Origin of the sequence: Streptomyces sp. NPDC020192 (genome assembly GCF_044388685.1) — a bacterium.
Lineage (GTDB): Bacteria > Actinomycetota > Actinomycetes > Streptomycetales > Streptomycetaceae > Streptomyces.
In genome coordinates this window covers 381,827-402,719 of sequence record NZ_JBIRXG010000001.1, presented here as the reverse complement: position 1 = coordinate 402,719, position 20,893 = coordinate 381,827, and the positions used below count along the sequence as shown (strand labels likewise).

Here is a 20,893-nt window from a genome sequence, read left to right as displayed (position 1 = left end):
ACGGGCCCCTGTGCGCGGGGCCCGTTTTCCGCTGCTCGGGACGTGTGTCTCACTTGATGAGCGAATGAGGGGGCCGGTGACTTCACCCCGTAATGTGTAGAGGGTGACCGTGAACGCTAAGACCAGCGCGAGCGCTGGCAACACCTGGCGAAACCTGCCCGCGGCGCAGCAGCCCGAGTACCCCGACCCCGAGGCTCTGCGCGCAGTGATCGCGGACCTCGAGTCGTATCCGCCGCTCGTCTTCGCGGGCGAGTGCGACCAGCTGCGCGCCCGGATGGCGGCCGTCGCCAAGGGAGAGGCGTTCCTCCTCCAGGGTGGCGACTGCGCCGAGGCCTTCGACGCGGTGTCCGCGGACCACATCCGCAACAAGCTCAAGACGCTGCTCCAGATGGGTGCCGTCCTCACCTACGCGGCCGCCGTGCCCGTGGTGAAGGTCGGCCGGATCGCGGGGCAGTACTCCAAGCCCCGCTCCAAGCCGATGGAGACCCGCGACGGCGTGACGCTCCCGGTGTACCGGGGCGACTCCGTCAACGGCTTCGACTTCACGCCCGAGTCCCGCATCCCGGACCCCGAGCGGCTGAAGCGCATGTACCACGCCTCGGCGTCCACGCTGAACCTGGTGCGCGCCTTCACCACCGGCGGTTACGCGGACCTGCGCCAGGTGCACGCCTGGAACCAGGACTTCGTGAGGACCTCGCCATCGGGCCAGCGCTACGAGCAGCTCGCGCGGGAGATCGACAACGCGCTGAACTTCATGCGGGCCTGCGGCACGGACCCGGAGGAGTTCAAGACCGTCGAGCTGTTCTCCTCGCACGAGGCGCTGCTGCTGGACTACGAGTCGGCCCTGACCCGGGTCGACTCCCGCACCGGCAAGCTGTACGACGTCTCCGCGCACATGGTGTGGATCGGTGAGCGCACCCGGCAGCTGGACCACGGGCACATCGAGTTCGCCTCGCAGATCCGCAACCCGATCGGCATCAAGCTCGGCCCGGCGACGACGGCCGAGGAGGCGCTGACGTACATCGACCGCCTCGACCCCGAGCGGGAGCCGGGCCGGCTGACCTTCATCGTCCGCATGGGCGCCGACAAGATCCGCGACAAGCTCCCCGAGCTGGTCGAGAAGGTCACGGCGTCCGGCGCCACGGTGGCCTGGGTGACCGACCCGATGCACGGCAACACCTTCGAGGCGGCCTCCGGGCACAAGACCCGCCGCTTCGACGACGTGCTCGACGAGGTCAAGGGCTTCTTCGAGGTCCACAAGGGGCTCGGCACCCACCCGGGCGGCATCCACGTGGAGCTGACCGGCGACGACGTCACCGAGTGCGTGGGCGGCGGCGACGAGATCTTCGTCGACGACCTCCACCAGCGCTACGAGACGGCCTGCGACCCCCGGCTGAACCGCAGCCAGTCGCTCGACCTGGCCTTCCTCGTCGCCGAGATGTACCGGAACCAGTAACCGGGCTCGGTTACCGGTCGGGAACGATCTGGGGCGCGGATCACATACGATCCGCGCCCCTCCCCACTTTTGCGGGCCCCGCACGGCGGGTAAGGTTAGGTTTGCCTCACCGATCAAGGGGATGGCAGTCATACGGCAATCCCACCGGGAGGTGAATCCGCGTGTACGTCTGCAGCTGCTTCGGCATCACCGAGGCCCAGGTCAAGCAGCACGCGGAGGACGGTGCCTGCACCCCCCGCCAGATAGCCTCCGCCTGCAAGGCCGGCACGGACTGCGGCTCCTGCGTCCGCCGTATCCAGGCCCTCCTCGGCCGCGGCGCCTGCCCCCGCCGCGAGCTGGCCGACCAGGGCAGGCCGGTGCTGGCCGAGCTGCCCGGGGAATCCGAGGAGCCCGGGATCCCGAGGGCCGCCTGACTCCGGTCAGCTGCTCTCCGGCTGCTCGATGATCTGCGAGATGTAGAGCGCCTCGCCGAGCTTCTCCACCAGGTCCAGCTGGGTGTCGAGGTAGTCGATGTGGTGCTCCTCGTCGGCGAGGATGTCCTCGAAGATGTTCGCGGACGTGATGTCGCCCTTCTCGCGCATCACCTTGACGCCCCGCCTGAGCCGGTCGATCGCCTCCACCTCGATCTGCCGGTCCGCCTCGAACATCTCCTTCACGGTCTGCCCGACGCGGACGTGAAAGAGCCGCTGGTAGTTGGGCAGCCCGTCCAGGAACAGGATCCGGTCGGTGAGCACCTCCGCGTGCTTCATCTCGTCGAACGACTCGTGGCGCGTGTACTTGGCGAGCTTGTACCAGCCGAGGTTCTCCTGCATCTTCGCGTGCAGGAAGTACTGGTTGATCGCGGTCAGCTCGCCGGTGAGCTGCTCGTTGAGGAATTCGATGACCTCGGGATCGCCCTGCATCGCAGCGGCTCCTTCCACGGGGAACGGGGGGAGGTGTGCGGCCGCATGATTGCATCGGCAACGAAGATCGTCCAGTAAGTGGATACTTAGTAAGTTGGCCCTGTCTTGATGGCTGTTGTCCGTTTCGTGCGCAACGGTGGGTGGGTGGTCAAGGGCACTGCCCGAGGTCTGTCAGGATGGATACATGGGTCATCCGGTGGAGCGAGCGTCTGGAGCGACGGCAGGGGCCGAGCTTCCGCCGGGGCAGCGGCTCCAGCGTGGCTGGCCGGTCACGCACTACGGGCCCGTACCGAAGTTCCGCCCCGAGCGCTGGGACTTCCGGGTCTTCGGCGCCACCGCCGACGGCGACAAGCACACCTGGGGCCACGAGGAGTTCACGGCCCTGCCGTACACCACCGTGGTGGCCGATCTGCACTGCGTCACGAAGTTCAGCATGACCGGTGCCGAGTGGGGCGGTGTCCCCGCCACCGCGATCCTGGACCTGGCCCCGCCGGCCCCCGACGTCACCCATGTGATGGTCTGGGCGGAGTACGGCTTCAGCTCCAACCTCCGCCTGTCCGACTTCGCCTCCGAGCGCACGATCTTCGCGACGCACAAGGACGGCGAACTCCTCACCGCCGAGCACGGCTTCCCGGTCCGCCTGATCGTGCCCCACCTGTACGCCTGGAAGGGCCCGAAATGGGTCCGGGGCGTGGAGTACATGACGACCGACCGCCGCGGCTTCTGGGAGGAACGCGGCTACCACAACGTCGGCGACCCCTGGAAGGAACAGCGGTACTCCTACCAGGAGGAACCGGGGGAGGGCCCGGAGCTGTAGCGCTCGGTGCGGGCCGCGGCTCAGCCGTCCCGCAGCTTCTTCAGCCGCTCCACGTCCGCCGCGTGCCCCGCCTGGCCGCCCGGTGTCTCGATGACCAGCGGCACGCCCTCGGTCGCGGGATGGGTCATCAGGGCACGGAACGGATCCTCGCCGATGTGGCCGGCGCCGATGTTCTCGTGGCGGTCCTTGTGTGCGCCGACCACGTCCTTGGAGTCGTTGGCGTGGATCAGCTTCAGGCGGCCCTCGCCGACGGTGCCCACCAGCAGGTCGAGGGTCTGGTGCATGCCGCTCGGGCCGGTCAGATCGTGCCCGGCGGCGAAGATGTGGCAGGTGTCCAGGCAGACCCCGAGCTTGGGGTGCGCGTCCAGCGCCTCGAAGTACGGCCCGAAGTCCCAGGTGCGGGAGCAGAGCGAGGCGCCCTGGCCCGCCGTCGACTCCAGCAGCAGGAACGGGTCGTCGTCATGGGTCAGCTCGTCCAGCAGCGGCAGCACGCGCTCCCGCACCTGCCGCAACGCCGCCGACCGCTCGCGCCCGCCCGTCGCGCTGCCCGTGTGGACGACGACCCCCAGCGCGCCGATCTCCCGCCCGCGCCGCAGCGAATGCCGCAGCGACTCCACCGACCGCTCCACGGTCGCCTCGGTGTGGGAGCCGAAGTTGATCAGGTAGGGCGCGTGGACGTACGCCGGGATCGACTCCTCGGCACAGGCCGTACGGAACGCCTCGTCCTGCTTCGCGTTCCCCGCGGGCGTGGCCCAGCCGCGCGGGTTGGCCACGAAGACCTGCACGGTCTCCGCCTGCAGCGCACGGGCGTACGACAGCCCGACCGAGTGCAGGCCACCCGCCACCGGGACATGACCGCCGATGGGGTTGCGGGGCAGGGACGACTGAGGGGACGACTGAACGGGACTCACCCGTTCAGGGTGTCATGTCCGTCCCTGCCACCGAGCCACCCTCCCCGGTGACCCCGGTCACCGGATGGTGATCGTGATCGTCGATCCCTTGGGCGCCGTGTCGCCGCCCTTCACCGACTGCTTCTTCACGGTGTCCCCGAACAGCCCGAGGATCCCGCGGTCCTCGCTCACCTTGAAGCCCGCGGCCTCCAGCGCCTTGTGGGCGTCGTCCACGCTGTCCCCGGTCACGTCCGGCACCTGGACCATCTCCGGGCCCTTGGACAGCGTCAGCGTCACCGTGTCGCCCGCGGCGGCCTGGCTGCCGTTGCCCGGGCTCTGCTGGGCCACCTTGCCCTTGTCGTACTCGGAGTTGACCTGCTCGGGGGCGATGACCACCTTCAGCCCGGCGTTCGTCAGCGTCTGCCGGGCGTCCGCCGGATCGTCACCGGTGACGTCCGGGACGTCGATCGGGCTGCCCTTGCTGACGGTCAGCGCGATCGCCGAGCCCGCGTGCCGCCTGGTGCCCGCCGGCGGGGTCGTGCCGATCACGGAGCCCGCGGCCACGTCCCCGCTGAACTCCCGCGTGACCATGCCCGGCTCCAGCCCGTCCGCCTTCAGCAGCTTCCGCGCCTCGGCCAGCGGCCTGCCCGCCACGTCCGGCACGTTCACCGTCTCCGGGCCCAGCGAGACGGTCAGCGTCACCGCGTCATGGCCACGGATCCGGGCGCCGGGCGCCGGGTCGGTGCCGATGACCGTGCCGCGCCTGACGGTGTCGTTGTACTCGCGCTTGACCTGCCCGACGTCGAGCCCGGCCGCCCTGAGCCGCTCGCGCGCCTGTGCCTCGGTCTTCGACAGCAGGAGCGGGACCTTCGTGAACTGGCCGGAGTTGATGTACCAGACGCCCGCACCCACGCCGAACACGAGCAGCACGGCGGCGACGATCGTCAGCACCAGCCGCTTCGGCCGCCGGGGCGGCACCGGCGGCGCCTGGAGCCGGCTGGTGTGCTCGGCGGGCTCCGGCTCGTTGACCGGCAGCGGGCGGGGCACGGTGAGCGAGCGCGGGATCACACTCGTACGGTCCCCGGCGTTGTCGTGCTCGGCGGACAGCGCCTGCGGCGGCATCGCGTCCAGCTGCTCGTCGCTCAGCCCCTGGCGTGCCTCGCGCACCCGGGCGAGCAGTGCCACGGCGTCCTGCGGCCGGAGCTCCGGGGTGCGCGCGGTGGCCGCCGCGACCAGCCCGTCCAGCTCCTCCACCAGCCCCGGCACCAGCGCCGAGGGCGGCGGCACGTCCTCGTGGATGTGCTTGTAGAGCACCTGGGCGGGGGAGCCCCCGGAGTGCGGCTTTCCGCCGGTCAGCATCTCGTAGAGCACGACACCGCACGCGTACACGTCGACGCGCGGATCGGCGGTGCCCTGTTCTATCTGCTCGGGCGCGAGATACGACACGGTGCCGAGCACGGCGCCGGTGGTGCTGGTCACCGTGTCCACGGACCTGACCAGGCCGAAGTCGGCGACCTTGACCCGCCCGTCGTCGCCTATCAGCACGTTCTCGGGCTTCATGTCCCGGTGCACGAACCCGGCCCGGTGCGCGGCGCCGAGCGCGGCGAGAACGGGCTCGAGGATGTCGAGGGCCGCGCGGGGCTGCAGAGCCCCGCGCTCGCGCAGCACGTCCCGCAGGGTGCACCCGGCGACGTACTCCATCGCCAGGTACACGTACGACCCGTCGGCCCCCTGGTCGAAGACCTGCACCACGTTCGGGTGCGCCAGCCGGGCGACCGACTTCGCCTCCCGGATGAACCGCTCGACGAAGGATCCGTCGGCCGCGAGCGTCGGGTGCATCACCTTCAGCGCGAGAACGCGGTCCAGCCGGGTGTCCAGGGCCCGGTAGACCGTGGCCATCCCGCCGACCGCGATCCGCGCGTCGACGCGATAACGGCCGTCGAGCACCTGCCCGACGAGGGGGTCCTGAAGGGTCGTATCCACGAGAGGGGAGTCTACGAGGACCGGCCGACAGTGCCGCACGGTGCGCTGATTCCGGGGACGGAATGCAGCACAGCTGTGACTCGCGCGCGATCAGAAGGCCGGGCGCTCGGGATCCAGGTGGGCGCGTCCTTCGGCGGGGGAGGAGGCTTCCGCGAAGTGCCTGCGCGGAATCCGCCCCGCCAGCCGGGCCAGCCGGCCCCCCTCCACGGCGAGCTTCATAGCGGCGGCCATCACCTCCGGCTCCTGCGCCCGAGTCACCGCAGAGGCAAGCATCACCCCGGCACACCCCAGCTCCATGGCAAGCGCGACATCGGACGCCGTACCGGCCCCCGCATCCAGAATCACCGGCACGCGCGCGTGCTCCACGATCAACTGGAAGTTGTGAGGGTTCCGAATACCGAGACCGGACCCGATCGGAGAGCCCAGCGGCATCACCGCCGCACACCCCACATCCTCCAGCTTTCGCGCCAGCACGGGATCGTCATTGGTGTACGGCAACACCGTGAACCCGTCGTCGACCAGTGTCTCCGCCGCCTCCAGCAGCTCCACCGGATCCGGCAGCAGCGTCCGTTCGTCGGCGATGACCTCCAGCTTGATCAGATCCGTACCCAGCGCCTCCCGGGCCAGCCGAGCGGTCAGTACCGCCTCCCCGGCGGTGAAACAGCCCGCCGTGTTCGGCAGCACCCGGATGCCCAGCTTCTCCAGCACCGACAGCACCGAGCCGTGCACGGAGGGGTCCACGCGCCGCAGCGCGACCGTCGTCAGCTCCGTGCCGGAGGCGATCAGCGCCCGCTCCAGCACCTCCAGGCTGGGCGCACCGCCCGTACCCATGATCAGCCGCGACGAGAACGTCGTACCCCCGAGGACCAGGGAATCGTCGGCCACGGCTCAGCCTCCCTGCACGGCGGTGAGGACTTCGACGCGGTCGCCGTCGGCCAGCGCCGTGGCCGCCCACCGCGTACGCGGGACGACGGTCTCGTTGACGGCGGCGGCCACCCCGGAGGGCGCGGCGACCAGGGACCGTACGACGGAGTCGAGCACGGTACCCGGAACGATCTCCCGGCGCTCTCCGTTGACGGAGATGGAAACAGTGGCGGAGACGCTCATGCGGGCTGCTCCTGGAGGACGGCGCCGAAGCGCTGCGGCGTGAACGGACGGGCTTCTTCGGGCAACTGACCACCCGTCAGCACCTCGGCCAGCACGTCGCCGGTGACCGGCGTGAGCAGCACCCCGTTGCGGTAGTGCCCGGTGGCCAGCACCAGCCCGTCGAGCCCGGACGGGCCGAGCAGCGGCGCGTTGTCGGGCGAACCGGGGCGCAGCCCGGCGCGGGTCTCGGTGAGCGGCAGCTCGGTGATGCCCGGCACCAGCTCATGGGCGTCGCGCAGCAGCTCGTACACACCGCCCGCGGTGACCGTCGTGTCCCAGCCCAGCTCCTCGCTGGTCGCGCCGACGACCAGCTCGCCGTTCTCCCGGGGCACCAGATAGACATGGCCGCCGCGGACGATGGCCCGCACGGTACGGCTCAGGAACGGCGCGTACCGCCGGGGCGCCGTCAGCCGCAGCACCTGCCCCTTGACCGGCCGCACCGGCGGCAGCAGCCCCGCCGGCACCCCCGCGAGCCGCCCGCTCAGGCTCCCGGCCGCGAGCACCACCTGCCCGGCGCGCAGCTCCGTGCCGTCGGCCGTGGTGACCCCGGCGGCCCGGCCCCGTACGACGTCCAGCCGCTCGGCCCACGTGCGGTGGAACACCACCCCGGCCCGCTCGCACGCGACCACGAGGGCCGTGGCCAGCCGCCGCGGGTCGATCTGGTGGTCGCCGTCGACCCGCAGCCCGCCGCGCACCCCGGGCGCCAGCATCGGTTCCAGACGCCGGCACTCCCGCCCGGACAGCCACTCCGACTCCAGGCCGGAACGCTGTTGCAGGGCGTGCAGTTCGCGCAGGTAGGCGCGGTCGTCGGCGTCGAGCGCGACCTGGAGGGTGCCGCAGCGGCGGTAGCCGAGGTCGTGGCCGGTCAGCTCGGTCAGCTCCGCCGCGAAGCCCGGATAGCGGCGGGCCGACTCCAGGTTCAGGGCGAGCAGGGTCTCCTCGCCGTAGTGCAGTTCGGTGACCGCGGCCAGCATCCCGGCCGCGACCCGCGCGGCCCCGCCGCCGGGCTCGGGGTCCACCACGGCCGTGGCGAGCCCGCGCTGCGCCGCGCGCCAGGCCGTGACCAGGCCGATGATTCCGCCCCCGATGACGAGGACGTCGGACGTATCGGACGTACGTGACGACATGGGCGTCCAGCCCCTCCCTTCGCCGGCATGACCCGGATCAGGTTCGTACGGTCGGAGGCCGCCAGCCTCCCTCTCAGCCCGGTGCGTCCGGGCTCCCGCGAGTGCGTGTACGGACGTCACCCTAGCCCGCCGCGCCCGTCACCCGTAAGACAGCCCCCGCGTCACGGGTGGTGTGGAGCAGGTCACCGAGCACGCCCGCTGACTCACGATCCGTCACCTGTCTATGGTGATCAGGTGAGCGAGCACACAGCCCACGAGGGCACGTCACAGGGGCGGCGCGTGGTCGTCGTCGGCGCGGGCATGGCCGGGGTGCAGACCGCCGTCGCGCTGCGGGAGCAGGGCTTCAAGGGCGCCATCACCCTGCTCGGCGCCGAGCCGCACCAGCCGTACGACCGGCCACCGCTGTCCAAGGCCGTGCTGCTCGGCAAGGCCGAGGACTCCGCCTTCGAAGTGGACTTCGAGTCGCTCGGCGTCGAGCTCCGGCTCGGCTGCGAGGTGCTGGGCCTGCGCCCCTCCGAGCACGAGCTGGACACAGAGGCGGGCCCGGTGTCGTACGACGTCCTCGTCCTCGCCACCGGCGCCGAACCGATCACCCTGCCCGGCACCGAGGGCGTGCCCGGCGTGCATCTGCTGCGCACCCTGGACGACGCCGAACGGCTGAAGCCGGTGCTCGCCCGGCAGCACGAGATCGTGGTCGTCGGCGCCGGCTGGATCGGCGCCGAGTTCGCCACGGCCGCGCGCGAGGCGGGCTGCGCGGTCACCGTCGTCGAGGCCGCCGACCGGCCGCTCGCCGGCGCGCTGCCCGCCGAGGTCGCGGCGCCCATGGCCGCCTGGTACGCCGACGCCGGGGCCGAACTGCGCACCCACGCGCGCGTGGAGCGCGTCGAGCCCGGCGCGGTGGTGCTCGCCGACGGCACGCGGCTGCCCGCGGGCGCCGTCGTCGTCGGCATCGGCGCCCACCCGGCGACCGGCTGGCTGGCCGGCTCCGGCATCGAGCTGGGCCCGCGCGGGGACGTCCTCGCCGACGCCCACCTGCGCACCAGCGTCGAGGACGTGTACGCCGTCGGCGACTGCGCCTCCTTCCCCTCGGCCCGCTACGGCGAACGGCTGCTCGTCCACCACTGGGACAACGCCCTGCAGGGCCCGCGCACGGTCGCCGCGAACATCCTGGGCGAGACCCCGGCTGCCTACGACCCGGTGCCGTACTTCTGGTCCGAGCAGTTCGGCCGCTTCGTGCAGTACGCCGGCCATCACCCCGCCGCCGACCGCATGATCTGGCGCGGCGACCGGACGGGCCCGGCCTGGACGGTGTGCTGGCTGCGCGAGGACCGCCTGGTGGCCCTGCTGGCCGTCGGCCGCCCGCGTGATCTGGCGCAGGGGCGGCGGCTGATCGAGGCGGGGCGGAGGATGGACGCGCAGGCGCTGGCGGACCCGGGCAGGCCGCTGAAGGACGCAACCGTCGACTAGCTCATCCTCTCGGCTGGACCTGCCTGACTTCCGACTGTCAGTGGGGGATGGCAGGCTTGTCCCTGTGACCGAGATTGACGCAAAGATCGATGCTCTCGTCCCCGCCTGGCTCACCCTTCCCGACATCGCCGAGATGCTCGACGTCGAGGTGACGCGCGTGCGGCAGCTGGTGAAGGAGGGCCAGCTCATCGCCGTACGCCGAGGGGAGAACCGGGCGCTGCACGTCCCCGCCGCCTTCATCGACGGGGACAAGGTCGTCAAGGGCCTGTCCGGGACCCTGACGCTGCTGCGGGACGACGGCTTCACGGTGGAAGAGATGATCGAGTGGCTCTTCACCCCCGACCCGACCCTGCCGGGCACCCCCGCGCAGGCCCTGAGCGAGAATCGCGGCACGGAGGTGAAGCGCCGCGCCCAGGCGCTCGCCGTCTGAGCCGAGCCGTATCAGCAGGGGTGGCGTGCGGGCCGCGGCCGTAGCCGCAGTCCGTGCGCCACCCGCGACCGCCGCCAGGACACCGATTCACGGGGGGACTCACGCATGTCCGACACCGCACGCACCGCGCTCGCCGGCGCCCGTCTGTACCTGTGCACGGACGCGCGCAGGCGCCAGGGCGACCTGCCCGAGTTCCTGGACGCGGTCCTGGCCGGCGGTGTCGACATCGTGCAGCTGCGCGACAAGGGCATGGAGGCCGCCGAGGAGCTGGCGCACCTGGAGGTCCTCGCCGACGCCTGCGCCCGGCACGGCAAGCTGCTCGCGGTCAACGACCGCGCCGACGTCGCCCACGCCGCCCGTGCCGACGTGCTCCACCTCGGCCAGGGTGACCTGCCGGTCCCCGCGGCCCGCGCCATCCTCGGCGACGAGGTGCTGATCGGCCGCTCCACGCACGCCGAGTCGGAGGCCGCCGCAGCCGCGGCCCAGGACGGTGTGGACTACTTCTGCACGGGCCCCTGCTGGCCCACCCCCACCAAGCCCGGCCGCCACGCCCCCGGCCTCGACCTGGTGCGCCACACGGCCGCTCTGGGCACCGAGCGCCCCTGGTTCGCCATCGGCGGCATCGACCTCGCCAACCTCGACGAGGTGCTGGACGCCGGCGCCCGCCGGGTGGTCGTCGTCCGCGCGATCACCGAGGCCGACGACCCGGGAGCGGCCGCGGCGGAGTTCGCCAAGCGGCTGCGGCAGGCATAGCGACACGCCGCCGTCCGGGTCTGTGCCCCGGGTCTGTCCGGATTTCTGTCCAAGGAGTGGACAGAAAACCGACAATTCGGGCAAATTACCGGCGTCCGGTTGGGGTACCGCCCACCCCTGGCTAACCTGCCCGTATGGCCCTCGGAACCCCCTCCACCAGGACTGATCGCGCACGCACCGTGCGGGACATCCTCGCCACCGGCAAGACGACGTACTCGTTCGAGTTCTCTGCGCCGAAGACCCCCAAGGGCGAGCGGAACCTGTGGAGCGCGCTCCGGCGGGTCGAGGCGGTCGCCCCCGACTTCGTCTCCGTGACCTACGGCGCCGGCGGCTCCACCCGCGCGGGCACGGTCAAGGAGACCGAGCAGATCGTCGCCGACACCACGCTCACCCCCGTCGCCCACCTCACCGCGGTCGACCACTCCGTCGCCGAACTGCGCAACATCATCGGCCAGTACGCGGACGCGGGCATCCGCAACATGCTCGCCGTGCGCGGCGACCCGCCCGGCGACCCCATGGGCGACTGGGTCCCGCACCCCAAGGGCCTGACCTACGCGGCCGATCTCGTCCGGCTCATCAAGGAGGCGGGCGACTTCTGCGTCGGCGTCGCCGCCTTCCCGGAGATGCACCCCCGCTCCTCGGACTGGGACACGGACGTCGCCCACTTCGTGGACAAGTGCCGCGCGGGCGCCGACTACGCCATCACACAGATGTTCTTCCAGCCGGAGTCGTATCTCCGGCTGCGCGACCGCGTGGTGGCCGCGGGCTGTGAGACCCCGGTGATCCCCGAGATCCTGCCTGTCACCAGCGTGAAGATGCTGGAACGGTTGCCCAAACTCAGCAATGCTGTCTTCCCGGATGCCCTGAAAGAGCGGATCCTCACAGCGAAGGACGATCCGGCGGCGGTACGCTCCATCGGTATCGACTTCGCCACGGAGTTCTGCGCTCGGCTGCTCGCCGAGGGAGTGCCCGGACTGCACTTCATCACGCTCAACAACTCCACGGCGACCCTGGAAATCTACGAGAACCTGGGCCTGCACCACCCCCCGCAGGCCTAGACCGGCCGCATCGCGATACGACACACTGCGTAGCGGTCACTGGGAGAGGGGCGTACATGGGCTGGACGGTCCTCTACATCGCGTTCGGCGTCGTCGCACTGTGGTTGCTGGGCGAGGTGCTGCTGCAGTACAAGGCGCGGCTGCGCTGGCGGCTGCTCGCCTTCGCCGGTTTCCTCGGTGTCGTGGTCGGTGTGCTGATGCCGTCCGTGATCGTGATCGGCGTCGGCGCCATCGCCTTCGCCGTCGGCCAGACCTACGTCACCCTGTCGTTCCGCCGCGGCTTCGCCGCCGGCTGGGCGGTCAAGCGCCCCGACGGTGAGAGCGGCGCCGGTGGCTCCGGCAGCGGCGGCAGCAAGCGCCGTCGCGGCAGGGCGGACCGGCAGGACCCGGCGCCGGAGCTCTCCGACCTGGAGCCCACCGGCCCGGAGGCGGACCGGGGGCCCGACCAGACCGTCTACGCCCAGGGTCACGACGCCTACGACGACGACTACGACCGCGACGACGTCTTCACCCCGGCCCGCCCCCTCGAGCCCACCGCCGCGGAGACCACCACCGTCTACGAGCCCCAGCCGCTGCCCGAGGACACCGGTAACTACGGCGTCTACGGCGACACCGCCACCCACGCGGCCCAGCCCCAGGGCGCCGGACAGCAGGCCTACGCCTACGACTACTCCGGCTACGGCCAGCAGGGCTACGGCTACGACGCCGGCGGCCAGCAGGGCTACGCCAACTACTCCGACCCCTACATCGGCAGCCAGTCCTACGGCGGCGGCGCGTACGACACCGGCTACTCCGGGCAGTACGGCCAGCAGGGCTACACCCAGGACGCGTACGCCGGCGGCGGCTACGGCGAGACCCCGCCCGGCGGGGTGTGGGTGCCGCAGCAGCGCACCGACGAGACCTACGGCGGCGAACTCCCGCAGGAGCAGCCGTACCCCTACCAGGGCCAGGGGCACGGCCATGCGCAGCAGCCGCAGTCCGGCGCCGGGTACGACGAGCAGTACCGTTTCTGACGCCGGTCCGGCCTGTCAGCCCTGAGACCGGCTCACTGCGAGCCGCGGAACTCCGGGCCCTCAACGATCAGCCCCGCCACCAGCGCGCCCGACATGCCCGCGTGCGGCAGACCGCCGCCGGGGTGGGACCAGCCGCCGACCCGGTACAGACCGGGCAGCCGGGTGCTGTTCGCCGGGTGCAGGAAACGGCCCTCGCCGGCGGCCAGCGAGGGGGCCGGCACGGCGCCGAGAAAGGCACTCGTCTCGTCGTCGGTGTCGTCGGGCGTGCGCACTTCCTGCCACAGGACGCGGTCCCGCAGGCCCGGTATCGCCGCCTCGGCGGCTTCGAGGAGATGGTCCGTGTACTGCCGGACGATGCCCTCGTCCTCCCAGTCGGCGGCGCCGGGCACCACCGCGGACAGCACCATGGACTCGTGCTCGTCGTCCGGTCTGAGCGCGGGGTCGTCGGGGCGCAGCACGGTCACCGTGGGCGCCGGCGGCTCGTCTCCGTCCGCCGAGTCCAGGAAGTCCAGCTCGGACTCCGGGTCCGGCGCGTGGACGACCGTGCGGTGCGCGGCACCGGCCTCGCGTCCGCCGCGCAGGGCCAGCAGCACGACGAACCGCCCCGGACGGGTCGTGAAGGGATCGACCCGGACATCCCCGCCCTTGTCGAGCGGACGGTCCGTCATCGCCTTCAACCGCGCCGGGTCCACGTCCGCCACGACATGGTCGGCCTCGGCCACCGTGCCGTCCAGCAACTCCACGCCCGTGGCCCGCCCGTCCCGCTCCAGGATGCGCATGACCTCCGTGCCGAAGACGAACTCGACCCGCCGCTTCAGGCACCGCTCGTACACCGCGCGCGCCAACTCCCGGATGCCGCCGCGCACATACCAGGTGCCGAAGGCGTGCTCCATGTACGGCAGCACGGCCGCGCTCGCCGGAGTGGTCCGCGGATCGAGGCCGTGGGCGAGCGCGCAGCTCTCCAGCAGGGCCGCCAGGCGCTCGTCGCGCAGCTCCCAGGAGCCGATCTCGGCCAGCGTGCTCGCACGCCGTGTGCGCAGCACCCGCTTGTGCGGGACGGCCGGATACGGCTCCTTGTCGGCCAGCACCCGCCAGTTGGGCCACAGCGGCTCCTCCAGCAGCGGTCTGCGGGTGCGGTCCCAGGCCTCGCGGGCCCGCACCAGGAAGTCGCCCCAGCGCTCGCCCGCACCCGCGCCCAGTGCCTCGTCCAGCGCCGCGACCACTCCCGCGCGCGAGGCGTTGGGCACCGACACCTCGGTGCCGTCCGCGAAGACGTGCCGCGAGGACGGGTCGACCTGGACCAGCTCGACGCACTCCTCCAGCGGCTCCTTGCCGGTCTTGACGAACAGGTCGCGGTACACCGCGGGCAGCGTCAGCAGCCCCGGGCCGGTGTCGAAGCCGAACCCGTCCCGCTCGAAGCGGCGCACCGCACCGCCGTACGTGTCCGTCCGCTCGTACACCGTCACCCGGTGGCCCGCGACGGCCAGCCGGGCGGCGGCCGCCATCGCGCCCATCCCGGCGCCGATCACCGCAATCCGTGCCATGCCTGCGACTTTATCGACCGCCACTGACAATCCGGCCCGCGGGCAGGCCAAGGGGGGCCGCGAGACCGCCCGTCGTACGGCTGAGTATCCGTACCTAGGTCGCGAGATGAGTATCCGCGCGGATGGGCCACGACCCGTGGGCACGGGAGAGTGGGGACACGGCAAGGGGGCACGGCCCGGCACCGCCGACACGGGGCGGCGGAACGGCGCCTGTCACCTGGCCGCTCCTTCCGCCGATCCGTCGGCGGAAGCGAGTCGGGGGACCCGGGGGACGACCACCCACGGGGGACCATCGGGGGAGAACCGTACGGGGGAGTACGGGGAGTGCGGGGAGTACGGGGAAGTGGGAAGGCGCCGGTCCGGCAGCGGACCGGCGCCCTCCTCATGTGCTCAGCCCCTGCCGCTGACCCGCCCCTGGAGCAGCCGGGACAGTGCCGCGTGGACGTCGTCCAGGGAGCGCTCCGGCTGGAAGGACTTCCAGTCCAGTGCGGCCACCAGGACCATGCCGACCAGCGCGGCCGCCGTCAGCTGGATGTCGATCTCGTCGCTGAACTCCCCGGCCGCCACGCCCTCGCGCAGCACGCCCTCGACCACCGCGACGGCCTCCTGCCGGACCACCATCAGCGTGGACTGCCAGGCCCGGTTGGTGCGCCACAGCTCGGCCACGTACAGCTGGGTGAAGGCCGGGTAGCGGTCGATGAAGACCAGGCCCGCGCGGACCATCGCGTCCAGGGCGTCCACCTTGCTGCCGCCCTCGCGCGCGGTGTGCTCCGCGGCCTCCTTCAGGGACGCGGTGAGCAGACCCACCCCGTGCCGCAGCAGCTCCTCGAAGAGGACCGACTTGCTCGCGAAGTTGTAGTAGACCGTGCCTTTCGCGACCCCGGCCCGCTCGGCGATCTCGTCCACCGTCGTCGCGGAGAAGCCCTGCTCGGCGATGAGGGTGACGGCCGCCTCGTAGAGCTTCTGCCGGGTGGCCTCGCGGCGCGTGCTGCCGCCGGACCTGGCGCTGCTGCTTTCCATGGTCCCGATTCTCACAGGTACGCGCGCGTGCCGAGTCCTCTCCGGAATCACAGGCTCAGCTCCGGGTGCAGCCGGGCCGGCGTCCACACCTGGCGGCGCCGGGCCGCGAGGGCGGTCAGGGCGAGCGCGCCCGCGGTGAACGCGGCCAGTACGGCGGCGGCCTGCCAGACCGGACCGAGGCCGCCGCCCGTGATCAGCCGGCGCAGCGCCGCCACGATGTAGCTCATCGGCAGGAACGGGTGGATCGCGTTGAAGAAGCCCGGACTGGTCTGCACGGGGTACGTGCCGCCCGCCGAGGTCAGCTGGAGCATCAGCAGCGCCAGCACCAGGATCCGGCCCGCCGCGCCGAAGCGGGCGTTCAGCCACTGCACGATCGCCGCGAAGCACGCCGTGACCAGGAACAGGAAGCCGATCGTGCCGGCCGCGCGCAGCATCTCGAGGCCGATCGCCCAGTGCAGTACGGCCATGAGAGCCGCCACCTGGAGCACGCCCACGGCGACCACCGGCAGCCAGCCGGCGAGCGCGATCCGCCACGCCGGCGAACCGGCCGACAGGGCACGCCGGTTGAGCGGCTGGATCAGCATGTAGGCCACCATCGCGCCCACCCAGAGGGACAGCGGGATGAAGTACGGGGCGAACCCGGTGCCGTAGTTCGGCGCCTTGTGCAGGTCCTGGGAGGCCAGCTGGACCGGGTCGGCCATCACGCCCGTGCGTGCGTCGCGTTGCCGCTTGTCGTAGTCCGGGATCCTCCTGGCGCCGTCGTGCAGCCCGCCGGCGAGCCTCCCGGAGCCGTCGGACAGCTTGTACAGGCCGCCGTTCAGCGTCTGGGCGCCCGTGGCGGCCGTGCCGATGCCCTGGTCCAGCGTGTCCGCGCCGGTCTGGGCCGTGCCGAGCCCGGTGCGCAGTTTCCTGGCGCCCGCGGCGACCTTCCGCGCGCCGTCGTTCAGCTTGTCGATCTTCTTGACGGCGTCGTCGACGTCCTCGGACAGATGCGGCGCGCGCTCGGCGAGGGCGTCGGCCTGCCGCTGCAGCGTGCCGAGGTTGGCGCGCATCGTCCTCAGGTCGCCGTCCTGGTCGGCGACCAGTGTGCCGAGGTCGTCGGCGACGGTGGCCACCTCGGCTGCGGCCGTCTTCGCCCGCTTGAGGTCGGCGCAGTCCGGGTCGGGAAGCGTGGCGGTCTCGCAGCGCGCCGTGTAGACCTCGTCCAGGACGGCCGAGGAGGCGTGCGCGGTCCTGTCGGCGGCGGGCGCGAGCTTCATCAGGACGTCGAGGTTGTCCTTGACCGTCTTCGCCGAGTCGGAGACCAGCCGGGCGGTGTCCCCGATGGTCTTCTCGTTGCTCCTGAGGAACGGTCCGGCCTTGTCGTAGACGCCGTTGACCTGGTCGGCGAGCGCCTGCGTGCCGTCGGCGACCTGCCGGGACCCGTCCTCGAGGTCACCGGCGCCCGTGCCGAGCTTCTTCAGGCCCTTGGCCAGCGTGCCGCTGCCGCTCTTGGCGTCCTTCAGCCCGTCGGCGAGATCCTTGGAGCCCTTCTCGGCCTTGCCGATGCCGGTGTTCAGCCGGTCGGCGCCCTCGGCGGCCGTGACGGTCTTGCCGTGGATGTCGGAGAAGGAGACGAAGATCTTGTCCAGGAAGGTGCGGGAGGCCTTGGTGGAGGCGGCCGAGCGCACCTCGTTGAAGACGGTCCGGGAGATCTGGCCGACGATGTAGTTGTTCGCGTCGTTCGTACGGACCTGCAGTGCGCCGGTCTCGGGGGAGTCGCCCGAACTGGACGCGATCCGCCTGCTGAAATCGTCCGGCATGGTCAACGACAGGTAGTACGTGCCGTTCTCGACGCCCTTACGGGCCTCCTCGTCGCTCACCTCGTGCCACTCGAAGGTCCGGCTGTCGCGCAGCCCGGCGACGATGTCGTCCCCGGCGGTGATCCTCTTCCCGCCCGCCGTGGCGCCCTTGTCGTCGTTGACCAGGGCCACCGGGATACGGTCCAGGCGGCCGTACGGATCCCAGAACGACCACAGGTACAGGGCGCCGTAGAGCAGAGGCAGCACGAGCAGCGCGACCAGGGCGGCGCGCGGCAGCTTCCCGCGCCCGAAACGCCGCAGCTCGAGTGCGGCGAGCCTAGGCGAGCGCATCGGCGTCCTCCTTCGGGTCGCCACTGGTCTCCGGACTGCCGGTCTCCGGCTCCGTCTTGCTCTGTGCCGCCCCGGTGCGTACGGCCACGCAGTCCGCGGGCGCGGTGCGGCAGACGGCCGCCACCGTCGTCCCCGCGCGCGTGAGGGAGCGCAGCAGGGCCCAGGCGTCGGCGCGTTCGGCGTCCGAGAGCTTGAGGTCGATGTCGTCGACGCCGATCAGCCCGGGCCGGCCGAGCAGGGCCAGGGCGATGGACAGGCGCAGTTCCTGGAGCCGTTCCAGGTCGCGTACGGCCGTGCGGGAGCCCTTGGGCAGCGTCTCCAGGTCGAGCCCGGCGGCGGCCAGGGCCGCGTCGACGCGCAGCCGTGCCTCGTGCACGCGCTGGGTGCGGGGCCGCAGCAGATCGCGCAGGGAGTCGCCGAACCGGCTCTGCAGCAGGGCGCGTTCGCGCAGGTGCTCGCCGACGGTCAGGGCCGGCTCCAGGTCCGTCACCCCGGCCACGTTGGCCACGGCGCTGATCCGGCGCAGCGCGGCCATGCGCCTCGGGAGCGCGAGCCCGCCGACGGTGGCCGTGCCCTCGGTGGGCTTCATCCGCCCGGTGAGCGCGAGCAGCAGGCACGTGCGGCCGGAGCCGGACGGTCCCTCGATCGCGATGAGCGAGCCGGGCTTCGCGTCGAGGGTGACGCCGCGGAAGGCCCACCCCCGCGGTCCCCTGAGCCCGAGGCCCTCGGCCGTGACGTCCACGCCGTGCATGCCGTCCACACGCCCCCCTGCCTGATCCCCTGGTTTTTGAACTGACTGGTCAGTGCAAAAGTACGCCCGAACCTGCGATCGAGGCAAAACCCCAGGTCAGAACGGATTGTCAGTGGCATACCTCACGATGGGCACATACGGCACACCCCGTGTGAGGGCGTGCCGTCACCCAGACGACAGGAGGTTCGTCATGGCCAACCCGTCCGCCGCCGCCCGCCGGCGCCGCGCCACCGGCCCTGCCCCCTCACTGACCGGCCCGGCGAGCGATGTGCACCCCGTGCTCCGCCGTACCACGGCCCCGCCCGCCGCCCTCGACCTGCTCGCCCAGGCCCATGCCGGACTGCAGGAAGCCGCCGTCCTGGAAACGCCGAACGAGCGCTATGCGACCGCCCACCTCGCCGCCCTGCGCACCGCCGCCGCCGTGCTCGCCGCCCGGGGGCGTCCCGAGACCAACCCGCACCGCCGCGCCCGGATCCGCAGCGCCTGGGACGTGCTGCCCGAGATCGCCCCCGAACTGACCGAGTGGAGCGCCCTGTTCGCCGCCGGCGCCGCCCGCCGCGCCCGCGCCGAGGCCGGCATCCAGGGCGCCGCCGGACAGCGCGACGCCGACGACCTGATGCGCGACGTGGCGATGTTCCTGCGCATCGTGGAGCGGATGCTCGTCCTCCAGCCCGTCCTGCCCCAGCCCCGCAGAGACGCGGGCGAACCGCCGGGTCCGAGTGCCCCGGGTGATCTTCCGGACGCGGGCTGACCACGGTCGGCCTCTCGACACCGGCTGAGAGCGCCCCGGAGGCGAACGACCAAGAGGGCTGCCCGGCCGGCGAGACGCACCGCTGCCCACCCGGCCGCGGTGACCGGACCGGGCGCGGAGGCAATAGGGTGGAGTTCGCCTGAAGCCTTCCGCCCTGCCGAGGAGTCAACTGCCGTGTCGGACCCCTTGCGCCCCCGCGCCTCTCTCCGAACCGCCGTGGTGTGGGAGGTCCTCCAGGACGCCCTCGACCGCCGGGTCAAGGCCACGGGCCGGGACTCGCTGGACGTCCTCGACACCGGTGGCGGCAGCGGCAAGTTCGCCGTGCCCGTCGCCCGGCTCGGCCACCGCGTCACCGTGGTCGACCCCAGCCCGAACGCGCTGTTCGCGCTGGAGCGCCGGGCCGCCGAGGCCGGCGTCGCCGACCGGGTCCGGGGCGTCCAGGGCGACGCGCACGGCCTGTTCGACGTGGTCGAGCGCGGCGGCTACGACGTCGTGCTCTGCCACGGCGTGCTGGAGTACGTCGACGACCCGGCCGAGGGTGTGCGCAACGCAGTCGCCGCACTGCGCTCCGAGGGCGTCCTCAGCCTGCTCGCCGCCGGCCTCGGCGGCGCCGTGCTCGCCCGCGCCCTCGCCGGCCACTTCACGGAGGCCCGGCAGGCGCTGCAGGACCCCGACGGCCGCTGGGGCACCGGGGACCCGATGCCGCGCCGGTTCACCGCCGAGCAGCTCACCGCGCTGGTCGAGGGCGCGGGCCTGACCGTCGGCGCCGTGCACGGCGTGCGGGTCTTCTCCGACCTCGTGCCCGGCGTCCTGGTGGACACCGAGCCCGGCGCCCTCGACGCCCTCCTCAAGCTGGAGGCCGCCGCGGCCGAACTGCCCGCGTTCCACTCCGTCGCCACCCAGCTCCATGTACTCGGCGAGACACCGGGTGCCGCCGGGGTCTGAGCGAACTGCCGGGACCCGCTGCTGATCAGGGCATCGACGGCGGATGGAGTACGACACAAGACCCCCGATCGAGGGGTTTGCGCCGTATGATCGAGGTGGACCACCCGGCATGACGGGCCGGTCGCAGGGGAATGGAAGCCTCAGCGAGCCGGGACGGCCATGGCGGGTTCCGGTTGGCCAATTGGCGTAGAGGGGCGGGTTTCACGGGGGCGATTCCCTGCCTATCCTGAAGGGACCCCCCGGGTCGCCCCGGCGACTGCACGATGAGGAGGACTCCGTGCCGCTCTCGGAGCACGAGCAGCGCATGCTCGAGCAGATGGAGCGAGCGCTGTACGCCGAAGATCCCAAGTTCGCGTCGGCGCTTGAGGGAAGCGGGCTGCGCACGTACACCCGGCGTCGGGTCTACCAGGCGGTCGCAGGCTTCCTCGTAGGTATCGCGCTCCTCATGGCCGGAATGGTCGCACAGCTGATCTGGGTCAGCGTGGTGGGTTTCCTCGTCATGCTGGGCTGCGCCGTACTCGCCGTCACCGGCTGGCGCAAGGCCCCGAAACCGGGCGAGCAGCCCGCGGGCGCCGTCCGCCGGCAGGCGCGTCCGAAGCGCTCCATGATGGACCGGATCGAGGAGCGCTGGCAGCGCCGCCGCGACGAACAGGGCCACTGACGCCGTCCGGCGGTTGCCGCCGACATCGACAGACATACGTGTGAGGG

At 72.0% G+C, this 20,893-nt stretch carries 21 protein-coding genes and 1 riboswitch; of the genes, 11 read left to right on the top strand and 10 right to left on the bottom strand.

The genetic code is table 11. The annotated features are described in order from the left end of the window. The first annotated feature begins 103 nt into the window (after positions 1–103). Both ACH47Z_RS01890 and ACH47Z_RS01885 read left to right on the top strand, forming a co-directional pair. Complete coding sequence (locus ACH47Z_RS01890) at positions 104–1,456, top strand: class II 3-deoxy-7-phosphoheptulonate synthase (RefSeq protein ID WP_399069437.1); 1,353 nt, start codon at positions 104–106, stop codon at positions 1,454–1,456. A gap of 161 nt (positions 1,457–1,617) precedes the next feature. Then, entirely contained in the window at positions 1,618–1,869 is a 252-nt protein-coding gene (locus ACH47Z_RS01885; RefSeq protein ID WP_399069435.1) for a bacterioferritin-associated ferredoxin, read from the top strand. A 6-nt stretch (positions 1,870–1,875) separates the two neighbouring features. Here the strand turns inward: ACH47Z_RS01885 and bfr are convergent, their stop codons facing one another. Further along, positions 1,876–2,358 carry a bacterioferritin gene (gene bfr / locus ACH47Z_RS01880; RefSeq protein WP_399069433.1) on the bottom strand — a complete coding sequence of 161 codons (483 nt, stop codon included), beginning with the start codon at positions 2,356–2,358 and terminating at the stop codon, positions 1,876–1,878. A 184-nt stretch (positions 2,359–2,542) separates the two neighbouring features. On the opposite strand from bfr, the gene ACH47Z_RS01875 reads away from it, so the two are divergent. Next, positions 2,543–3,175, top strand: coding sequence for a sulfite oxidase-like oxidoreductase (locus ACH47Z_RS01875; RefSeq protein ID WP_399069431.1), 633 nt, complete (start codon positions 2,543–2,545; stop codon positions 3,173–3,175). 20 nt (positions 3,176–3,195) lie between these two features. On the opposite strand, the gene ACH47Z_RS01870 is transcribed toward ACH47Z_RS01875, so the two are convergent. The 5 genes from ACH47Z_RS01870 to thiO all read right to left on the bottom strand — a co-directional run bounded on the left by ACH47Z_RS01870 (position 3,196) and on the right by thiO (position 8,321). Then, positions 3,196–4,086: a deoxyribonuclease IV gene (locus tag ACH47Z_RS01870; protein ID WP_399069429.1), complete on the bottom strand. Its 891-nt coding sequence runs from the start codon at positions 4,084–4,086 to the stop codon at positions 3,196–3,198. Between the two features lie 57 nt (positions 4,087–4,143). Further along, a complete protein-coding gene (gene pknB / locus ACH47Z_RS01865; protein ID WP_399069427.1) occupies positions 4,144–6,048 on the bottom strand; it encodes a Stk1 family PASTA domain-containing Ser/Thr kinase in 1,905 nt (634 codons plus the stop codon). A gap of 90 nt (positions 6,049–6,138) precedes the next feature. Beyond that, on the bottom strand, positions 6,139–6,933 hold the full coding sequence (locus ACH47Z_RS01860; RefSeq protein WP_399069425.1) for a thiazole synthase: 795 nt from the start codon (positions 6,931–6,933) through the stop codon (positions 6,139–6,141). A 3-nt stretch (positions 6,934–6,936) separates the two neighbouring features. Then, positions 6,937–7,155, bottom strand: coding sequence for a sulfur carrier protein ThiS (gene thiS / locus ACH47Z_RS01855; RefSeq protein WP_399069424.1), 219 nt, complete (start codon positions 7,153–7,155; stop codon positions 6,937–6,939). Continuing rightward, a complete protein-coding gene (gene thiO, locus ACH47Z_RS01850; RefSeq protein WP_399069422.1) occupies positions 7,152–8,321 on the bottom strand; it encodes a glycine oxidase ThiO in 1,170 nt (389 codons plus the stop codon). Before thiO ends, thiS begins: the two co-directional genes overlap by 4 nt. Then, a riboswitch (TPP riboswitch) is annotated at positions 8,319–8,430 on the bottom strand. It overlaps the preceding gene by 3 nt. A 125-nt stretch (positions 8,431–8,555) precedes the next feature. On the opposite strand from thiO, the gene ACH47Z_RS01845 reads away from it, so the two are divergent. The 5 genes from ACH47Z_RS01845 (at position 8,556) to ACH47Z_RS01825 (ending at position 13,042) form a co-directional block, all read left to right on the top strand. After that, positions 8,556–9,788, top strand: a complete 1,233-nt coding sequence (locus ACH47Z_RS01845; RefSeq protein WP_399069419.1) for an NAD(P)/FAD-dependent oxidoreductase — start codon at positions 8,556–8,558, stop codon at positions 9,786–9,788. Positions 9,789–9,852: 64 nt separating this feature from the next. Beyond that, positions 9,853–10,218 (top strand): Rv2175c family DNA-binding protein, encoded by a 366-nt coding sequence (locus tag ACH47Z_RS01840; protein WP_027758504.1) that lies wholly within the window; start codon positions 9,853–9,855, stop codon positions 10,216–10,218. 105 nt (positions 10,219–10,323) lie between these two features. Continuing rightward, positions 10,324–10,971 (top strand): thiamine phosphate synthase, encoded by a 648-nt coding sequence (gene thiE / locus ACH47Z_RS01835; RefSeq protein WP_399069416.1) that lies wholly within the window; start codon positions 10,324–10,326, stop codon positions 10,969–10,971. 134 nt (positions 10,972–11,105) lie between these two features. Beyond that, on the top strand, positions 11,106–12,029 hold the full coding sequence (metF, locus tag ACH47Z_RS01830) for a methylenetetrahydrofolate reductase [NAD(P)H] (RefSeq protein WP_399069414.1): 924 nt from the start codon (positions 11,106–11,108) through the stop codon (positions 12,027–12,029). A 56-nt stretch (positions 12,030–12,085) separates the two neighbouring features. Next, positions 12,086–13,042, top strand: coding sequence for a hypothetical protein (locus ACH47Z_RS01825; RefSeq protein ID WP_399069412.1), 957 nt, complete (start codon positions 12,086–12,088; stop codon positions 13,040–13,042). A 32-nt stretch (positions 13,043–13,074) separates the two neighbouring features. Here ACH47Z_RS01825 and ACH47Z_RS01820 read toward each other — a convergent pair whose 3' ends face one another. The 4 genes from ACH47Z_RS01820 to ACH47Z_RS01805 all read right to left on the bottom strand — a co-directional run bounded on the left by ACH47Z_RS01820 (position 13,075) and on the right by ACH47Z_RS01805 (position 18,489). Continuing rightward, complete coding sequence (locus tag ACH47Z_RS01820; protein ID WP_399069410.1) at positions 13,075–14,586, bottom strand: phytoene desaturase family protein; 1,512 nt, start codon at positions 14,584–14,586, stop codon at positions 13,075–13,077. A gap of 390 nt (positions 14,587–14,976) precedes the next feature. Beyond that, complete coding sequence (locus ACH47Z_RS01815; RefSeq protein ID WP_399069408.1) at positions 14,977–15,606, bottom strand: TetR/AcrR family transcriptional regulator; 630 nt, start codon at positions 15,604–15,606, stop codon at positions 14,977–14,979. Between the two features lie 47 nt (positions 15,607–15,653). Beyond that, complete coding sequence (locus ACH47Z_RS01810) at positions 15,654–17,738, bottom strand: YhgE/Pip family protein (RefSeq protein WP_399069406.1); 2,085 nt, start codon at positions 17,736–17,738, stop codon at positions 15,654–15,656. Next, complete coding sequence (locus ACH47Z_RS01805) at positions 17,725–18,489, bottom strand: ATP-binding cassette domain-containing protein (RefSeq protein ID WP_399070342.1); 765 nt, start codon at positions 18,487–18,489, stop codon at positions 17,725–17,727. The genes ACH47Z_RS01810 and ACH47Z_RS01805 overlap by 14 nt, the downstream gene beginning before the upstream one ends. 190 nt (positions 18,490–18,679) lie before the next feature. On the opposite strand from ACH47Z_RS01805, the gene ACH47Z_RS01800 reads away from it, so the two are divergent. The 3 genes from ACH47Z_RS01800 (at position 18,680) to ACH47Z_RS01790 (ending at position 20,846) form a co-directional block, all read left to right on the top strand. After that, positions 18,680–19,240 carry an SAV_6107 family HEPN domain-containing protein gene (locus ACH47Z_RS01800; protein ID WP_399069404.1) on the top strand — a complete coding sequence of 187 codons (561 nt, stop codon included), beginning with the start codon at positions 18,680–18,682 and terminating at the stop codon, positions 19,238–19,240. Positions 19,241–19,414: 174 nt separating this feature from the next. Beyond that, positions 19,415–20,185: a methyltransferase gene (locus tag ACH47Z_RS01795; protein ID WP_399069402.1), complete on the top strand. Its 771-nt coding sequence runs from the start codon at positions 19,415–19,417 to the stop codon at positions 20,183–20,185. A gap of 277 nt (positions 20,186–20,462) precedes the next feature. Then, positions 20,463–20,846 (top strand): DUF3040 domain-containing protein, encoded by a 384-nt coding sequence (locus tag ACH47Z_RS01790; protein ID WP_053653797.1) that lies wholly within the window; start codon positions 20,463–20,465, stop codon positions 20,844–20,846. Positions 20,847–20,893 lie beyond the last annotated feature (47 nt).